Origin of the sequence: Streptomyces carminius, from assembly GCF_002794255.1 — a bacterium.
Taxonomy (GTDB): domain Bacteria; phylum Actinomycetota; class Actinomycetes; order Streptomycetales; family Streptomycetaceae; genus Streptomyces; species Streptomyces carminius.
The window spans coordinates 294,025-300,464 of the sequence record NZ_PGGW01000008.1; the positions used below are offsets into that span (position 1 = coordinate 294,025).

The 6,440-nt window shown below is 72.0% G+C and carries 5 protein-coding genes; 1 reads left to right on the plus strand and 4 read right to left on the minus strand.

Going from position 1 to position 6,440, the window contains the following annotated elements; translation table 11 throughout:
- The first annotated feature begins 6 nt into the window (after window positions 1-6).
- Window positions 7-1,473 (plus strand): Re/Si-specific NAD(P)(+) transhydrogenase subunit beta, encoded by a 1,467-nt coding sequence (gene pntB / locus CUT44_RS02200; RefSeq protein WP_199185570.1) that lies wholly within the window; start codon window positions 7-9, stop codon window positions 1,471-1,473.
- A 339-nt stretch (window positions 1,474-1,812) separates the two neighbouring features.
- Here the strand turns inward: pntB and CUT44_RS02205 are convergent, their stop codons facing one another.
- The 4 genes from CUT44_RS02205 to CUT44_RS02220 form a co-directional block, all read right to left on the minus strand.
- The gene (locus tag CUT44_RS02205; protein ID WP_100200360.1) at window positions 1,813-2,658 is read right to left on the minus strand and encodes an SCO2400 family protein; all 846 of its coding nucleotides are present in this window, start codon (window positions 2,656-2,658) and stop codon (window positions 1,813-1,815) included.
- Window positions 2,659-2,950: 292 nt separating this feature from the next.
- On the minus strand, window positions 2,951-3,631 hold the full coding sequence (locus CUT44_RS02210; RefSeq protein WP_100200361.1) for a response regulator transcription factor: 681 nt from the start codon (window positions 3,629-3,631) through the stop codon (window positions 2,951-2,953).
- Window positions 3,628-4,890, minus strand: a complete 1,263-nt coding sequence (locus CUT44_RS02215) for a sensor histidine kinase (protein WP_100200362.1) — start codon at window positions 4,888-4,890, stop codon at window positions 3,628-3,630. Before CUT44_RS02215 ends, CUT44_RS02210 begins: the two co-directional genes overlap by 4 nt.
- A 109-nt stretch (window positions 4,891-4,999) precedes the next feature.
- Window positions 5,000-6,440: MMPL family transporter (locus tag CUT44_RS02220; RefSeq protein ID WP_146252158.1), on the minus strand; the 1,441-nt coding region annotated here is incomplete at its 5' end.

Below are 6,440 nucleotides of genomic sequence, written 5' to 3' on the forward strand. Positions count from 1 at the left end.
GCCGAGATGACCCCCATGACGGCCTCCCACGCGGCCGACCTGGTCGCCGCCCTGCTGTTCGTCCTCAGCCTGGCCGGCCTGTCCCAGCACCGCACCTCCCGTGCCGGCATCGTCTACGGCATCGCCGGCATGGCCCTCGCGCTGGCCGCCACGGTTGTGGTGGCGGCGCGCAGTATCACCGCCGGCGCGGTGGCGCTGATCGTGTCGGCCATGGCACTCGGTGCGGTGATCGGCCTGTGGCGGGCCCGCCGGGTCGAGATGACGCAGATGCCCGAACTGATCGCGATGCTGCACAGCTTCGTCGGCCTGGCCGCGGTACTGGTGGGCTGGAACAGCTACCTGGAGGTGGAGGCGCACGGCACGGCGCAGGCCCGGATCGGCGCCGGCCTGCTGGGCATCCACCGCGCCGAGGTGTCCATCGGCGTCTTCATCGGCGCGGTCACCTTCACCGGCTCGATCGTCGCGTTCCTGAAACTCTCGGCACGGATCGACTCCCGCCCGCTGGCGCTGCCGGGCAGGAACGCGCTGAACCTCGGCGCGCTCGGCGCCTTCGCCGCACTGACCGCCTGGTTCACGATCAGCCCGAGCCTGCCGCTGATGATCGCGGTGACCGTGCTCGCGCTGGCGCTGGGCTGGCACCTGGTCGCCTCGATCGGCGGCGGCGACATGCCCGTCGTCGTCTCCATGCTGAACAGCTACTCGGGCTGGGCGGCGGCCGCGGCCGGCTTCCTGCTCGACAACAACCTGCTCATCGTCACGGGCGCGCTCGTCGGCTCCTCCGGCGCCTACCTGTCCTACATCATGTGCAAGGCGATGAACCGCTCCTTCCTCTCCGTCATCGCGGGCGGTTTCGGCGTCGAGGCGCCGGCCGGTGGTGGGGAGGCGCGGGGTGAGTACCGCGAGGTGCGCGCCGCGGAGGTGGCCGGGATGCTCGCCCGGGCCCGCTCGGTGGTCATCACCCCCGGCTACGGCATGGCCGTCGCCCAGGCCCAGCATCCGGTCGCGGAGCTGGCGCGGCGGCTGCGCGAGCGGGGCGTGGAGGTCCGCTTCGGTGTCCACCCCGTCGCCGGCCGTCTGCCCGGGCACATGAACGTGCTGCTGGCCGAGGCGAAGGTGCCCTACGACATCGTCCTGGAGATGGACGAGATCAACGACGACTTCGCCGACACCTCGGTCGTGCTGGTCATCGGGGCGAACGACACCGTCAACCCGGCCGCGACGGAGGACCCGGACAGTCCGATCGCCGGCATGCCGGTGCTGCGGGTCTGGGAGGCCGGACAGGTCGTCGTCTTCAAGCGGTCCATGGCCTCCGGCTACGCGGGCGTGCAGAACCCGCTGTTCTTCCGTGAGAACAGTGCCATGCTCTTCGGCGACGCCAGGCAGAGCGCGGAGGAGATCCTGCACGCGCTGGGCACCGGCAAGCGTCACGAGGCGGCCCCGGCCGCGCGCCAGGCGACAGGCGCCGACCGGTGATCCGGCCCCGGGCTCGTCCACCGTCCCGCAGGCCGTGACCCGGATCGACGTGACGGTCCGGCCGCGCGGGCCCGGCCGGCTGCGGTGCCCGGCGATACGGGGCGCAACCGGCCGGAGCCGCGCGCTGTTCGAGGACGACTCCTTCGCCGGTCCCGAGCCGCCGGCAGTGGCGGCCCTCCGGACCACAGCGTGCCGGCCTCCGTGCGGACGGGCCCCGGCACGCGCTCACCGCCGACCGGGCGCGGTGTTCGGTGCCCTGCGTCTTGACGTCACGTTCCCGGCGGCGGGCGGTCCACAGGTGGAGGATCCTCGCCCGTGGACCGCGTGGTGCCGTGCGAATCAGCCCAGGCACAGGGCGAACAGGCAGATCTCCGCCGGTGGCGACGTCGGCCCCGGCGGGGAGGCAGACCGCGAGGCTCCCGGGGCCGCGGTGCCGTCGGCCCCGGGAGCGGACGGCTGCTCCGGGGCCGTACCGGAGCCGTCGGGAGTCGTCGCGCCGGGGGTTGATGGCACGGCTCCCGACGGAGGAGCCGTCGTGGTCGCCGGGTGCGGGGAGACCGCGGGATCCGGCATGAGGACGTCCCCCATACCCCACTGCGCACGGGGCGCCACCACCAGAGGTCCCCGGCGCGGGGTACCGGCCGTCGGTGACGGTGACGGTGCGGGGGAGACGGGGCGGGCGGGCCGGAGCGTCTCCTCCGTTGCCCGCGCCTTCGCGGTGTCCATGCCGTCGTCCGGCGCCGCCGCCTGCACCCGGCCGGTGGAGGGCCGTTCCACCGTCGCGACGGCCAGGCCGCCTCCGACGAGTGCGACGGCGGTGGCGACCACGGCCCGGCGCCGGGTCTTCTTCCACCGGGGCGGCAGGCCTCGACACACCGTAGGGCCCTGCCGGGCAGGGGGTGCTCCCCCGACGCCGCCGGATGTTCCGGGGGGAGGGCCCTCCTCCCCGCCGGCCCCGGGCAGTGCCTCCTCACGCGGCGGGCCGTCGCGCCGGGCGGCCGGCGCCGTGGCCCCCCGCGCCCCCGTCTCGCCCGACGCGTCGTCCTTCACCGCAGAGGCGGCGGGCCGGGCCGGGAGGATGCCGCTGTCGGTGATACGCGGGGCGATGTCCGGTGCGTAGGCGGCGCACCCGGGACACACCAGGGCCCCGTCGAGATGGCGGCGGCACGAGGAGCAGTAGTCCATCTGCGGTCTTCCTGGGTCGGCTTCACCGTCGGCCTGCCCGGGCCACGGCCTGGTCACGTCCGTACCTGCGTGAACGGCCAGCAAGGCTATCGGGGCGTTCGAAAAGGTACGTGCAGCGTGTGTGGCATTCCTGCGCAGATTCTCCGGGCACTTCGCGCCCGCCGTACGTGGCCGCGTGCCGGGGGCGGCTGAAAAGCGGTTCCGGACCGGGAGGGCCGGGGTCGGCTTCCCGAGCGTGTGCGCCGTCTCGGGACTCGCCCGCCCGGTGTCCGTCCGGGATGCCGGTGCGCGGTCAGGGCGTGAGCGGGGTCACCTGCACCAGCCCTGTCTGGTAGGCGATGACGACCAGTTGGGCGCGGTCGCGGGCGCCCAGCTTCGCCATCGCCCGGTAGATGTGGGTGCGTACGGTCAGCGGGCTGAGGGTGAGTGTCTCGGCGATCTCGGTGTTGGACTTGCCCTCGGCGGCCATGGCCATCGTCTCGCGTTCGCGAGCGGTGAGTTCCGACAGGTGCTGTGCGGACACGGGCTGTGCGCCGGGGGCGGGTGTCACGAGGAAGTTCGCGATGAGGGTGCGGGTCGCGGTGGGGGACAGGAGGGCCTCGCCGGAGGCCACCGTGCGCAGGCCGGCCAGCAGGGTGTCGGTGGTGACGTCCTTGCCGAGGAATCCGCTGGCGCCGGCGCGCAGCGCCTGGGCGACGTAGTCCTCGGTCTCGAACGTCGTCAGGATGAGGACGCGGGTGGCGGACAGCTCCGGGTCGGCGCAGATCGCGGAGGTGGCGGCGAGGCCGTCCGTGCCCGGCATCCGGATGTCCATGAGGACGATGTCGGGGCGGTGGGTGCGGGCCAGGTACACCGCCTCCGCGCCGTCGGAGGCCTCACCGACCACGGTCATGTCCTCACAGGAGTCGACCAGCATCCGGAAGGTTGCCCGTAGCAAGGTCTGGTCGTCGGCGAGCAGCACCCTGATGGTCATGCTTTTTCTCCTGTTGGATTGTCTGCGGCTTCCGAAGGCGCTTCGGGTGTGGCGGTCGGAAGCGGCAGGCTGGCCGCGACTTCGAAGCCGCCTCCTGGACGGGGTCCCGCGCGGAGTTCACCGCCTGCGGTGTGGGCGCGTTCCCGCATGCCCATGATGCCGAAGCCCCGGACCGGCGCGGCTGCGGCAACGGTACTGCCGGACGGCCCGTCGTTGGTGACCGTGATCAGCAAACGGGATTCCTGGTAGGTGAGATGTACGCGCGCCGAGTCCGCGGCGGCGTGCTTGGTGACGTTGGTGAGCGCCTCCTGCACGATCCGGAACGCGGTCAGGTCCACTCCGGAGGTGAGCGGACGGAACTCGCCCGTCGTGGTGACCGTGACGGCGAGCCCCGCGGACGCGCACGCCGAGACCAGTTCGGGCAGACGGGCGAGGCCGGGAGAGGGTTCCAGCGGGGCGGCGGCCGGGGCGCTGCTGTGGCGCAGCACTCCCAGCGTGGCTTTCAACTCGCGCAGTGCGGAGGACGTGGTGTCGGTCAAGCTGGTGAGAATCTTCTTCGTCTGTTGCGGATTGGTGAGGGCGAAGTGCGAGGCCGTGCCTGCCTGGGCGTTGGCCAGGGCCAGGTGATGAGCCACGACGTCGTGCAGCTCGCGGGCGATGCGCATGCGTTCCTCGGTGGCACGCCGCCGTGCCTCCTCCTCCCGGGTCCGCTCGGCGTGTTCGGCACGGGCCTGCACCGACGCCAGGTAGGCGCGCCGCAGTCTGGTCATGCTGCCGGCGGCGAGCGGCAGGAGCAGCCAGAAGCAGTAGCCGATGGACCGTGGTACGGGGGAGGAAGCGTAAGTGGGGTCGAAGACCGCTGACGCGGCCATCAGAGCCGCTGCCGTGGTGACGCTGTAGAAGCGTGCGGTCCTGAGGCCGGTATGCGTGGTCAACCAGTACATCGCCGCCATGACGGGGGCCAGCAGCAAAGGGGTCAGCACGTACTCCAGCGCGGTGACGACCACGATGCACACCGCGTTCACGACGGTGACGGTCCGCGGATGGCTTCGGTGTTTGAACAGGGCGAGACACGAGACTCCCATGACGACCAGGACGGTGGTGTCCCGCTGAGGCGGGGCGGCGCCCGGCCTGGTGAGACCACTGCCCACGATCGCGCAGGCCGTCACCACAAGGACCAGGACCGCGTCGACGACGCGAGGATGGCGGTCGGCGTATCGCTCGAAACGGTCGGTGTAACGCTCAGGGCTGGTACTCATACGGTTCTCCGGTCGGTGCTCTGGAACACGTCGCCGTCCGCCTCCACGGACGGCCGCCGGGGCCCCGTGTCATCCAACACGGGACCCCGGCGGAAAAGAAGCGGCCGTGTCAGGTGCGGGATACCTCCCGGCCGGTCGTCGTCCCGGCCGATCGCGGGTCTGCCGCGGCGGGCCGCTGGTCGAGTGCCTCGCCCTCCACGTCGACGCGGGGCAGCAGCCTGTCCAGCCGGCCCGGCAGCCACCAGGCCCTGTGCCCCAGAAGGGCGAGGACGGCGGGCACGATCGCCATCCGCACGACGAAGGCGTCGAACAGGATGGCCGAGGCGAGTCCGAACCCGATCATTTTGATCATGGAGTCGCTCTCGCCGATGAATCCGGCGAAGACCGCGACCATGATCAGTGCGGCGGCCACGACGACCCGGGCACTGTGCCGGAACCCGCTGATGACCGCCTGGTGGGGCGATTCGCCGTGGACGTACGCCTCGCGCATCCGGGAGACGAGGAAGACCTCGTAGTCCATGGCCAGGCCGAAGACGATGCCCACCAGGAAGATCGGCATCAAACTCATGATCGGGCCCGTGTGCTCGGCTCCCAGCAGTTCGGCGCCGTGGCCCTGCTGGAAGACGAGGACGACCACGCCCAGGGAGGCCAGCACCGACAGCAGGTATCCCAGGGCCGCCTTCAGCGGGACGAGCAGGGACCGGAAGACCAGCAGCAGCAGTACGACCGCAAGGCCCACGACAACGATCAGGTAGGGGACCAGAGCGGACTGCACCTTCTCGGCGATGTCGATGTCGACAGCGGTGGTGCCGGTGACGGCGAACGTCACCCCGGTCCGGGACTCGATCGCGGGCCGGTCGTTCCGGATGGACGTGACCAGGTCCTTGGTCTTCTCGTCGGTCGGTGCCGTGGACGGCACGGCCTGGAAGACAGCCGTGTCCCCTGCCTTGTTGAAGCGGGGCGAGGAGACGGAGACGACCCCCTCGGTGCCGCCGATCCGCTGTGCGACAGACTCGACGGCGCTCTTCGCGCCGGCGGTGCCCTTCGCGTCCACGACGATGGTCAAGGGTCCGTTGAAGCCCGGCCCGAAAGCCTCGGCCAGCGCGTCGTAGGCCCGGCGCTCGGTGGTGGAGGTCGGTTTGGCCTCGTCCCCGGGGTTGCCGAGCTGCAGGTCCATGGCCGGCAGCGCGAGAGTCCCCAGCCCCGCCACGCCGAGCAGCAGCACGGGCAGCGGGCGCCGCAGGACGAACCGCGCCCAGCGGGTGCCCCCGTTGTTCCGGGTGTCCTGTTCCTCGGCCTGTCCGCCCTTGCGGGCCCGCCGCGTGAGCACGGCGTTCGGCCAGAAACCGAGGAACGCCGGGACCAGCGTCAGCGCGATCAGCACGGCGACGACGACCGCGCCCGCCGCGGCCAGCCCCATCTTGGTGAGCATCGGGACGCCGACCACCGCGAGTCCGGCCAGCGCGATGACGACGGTGAGCCCGGCGAACACCACCGCGGAACCGGCCGTGCCGACCGCCAGCCCGACCGCCTCCTGCGGCGCACGGCCC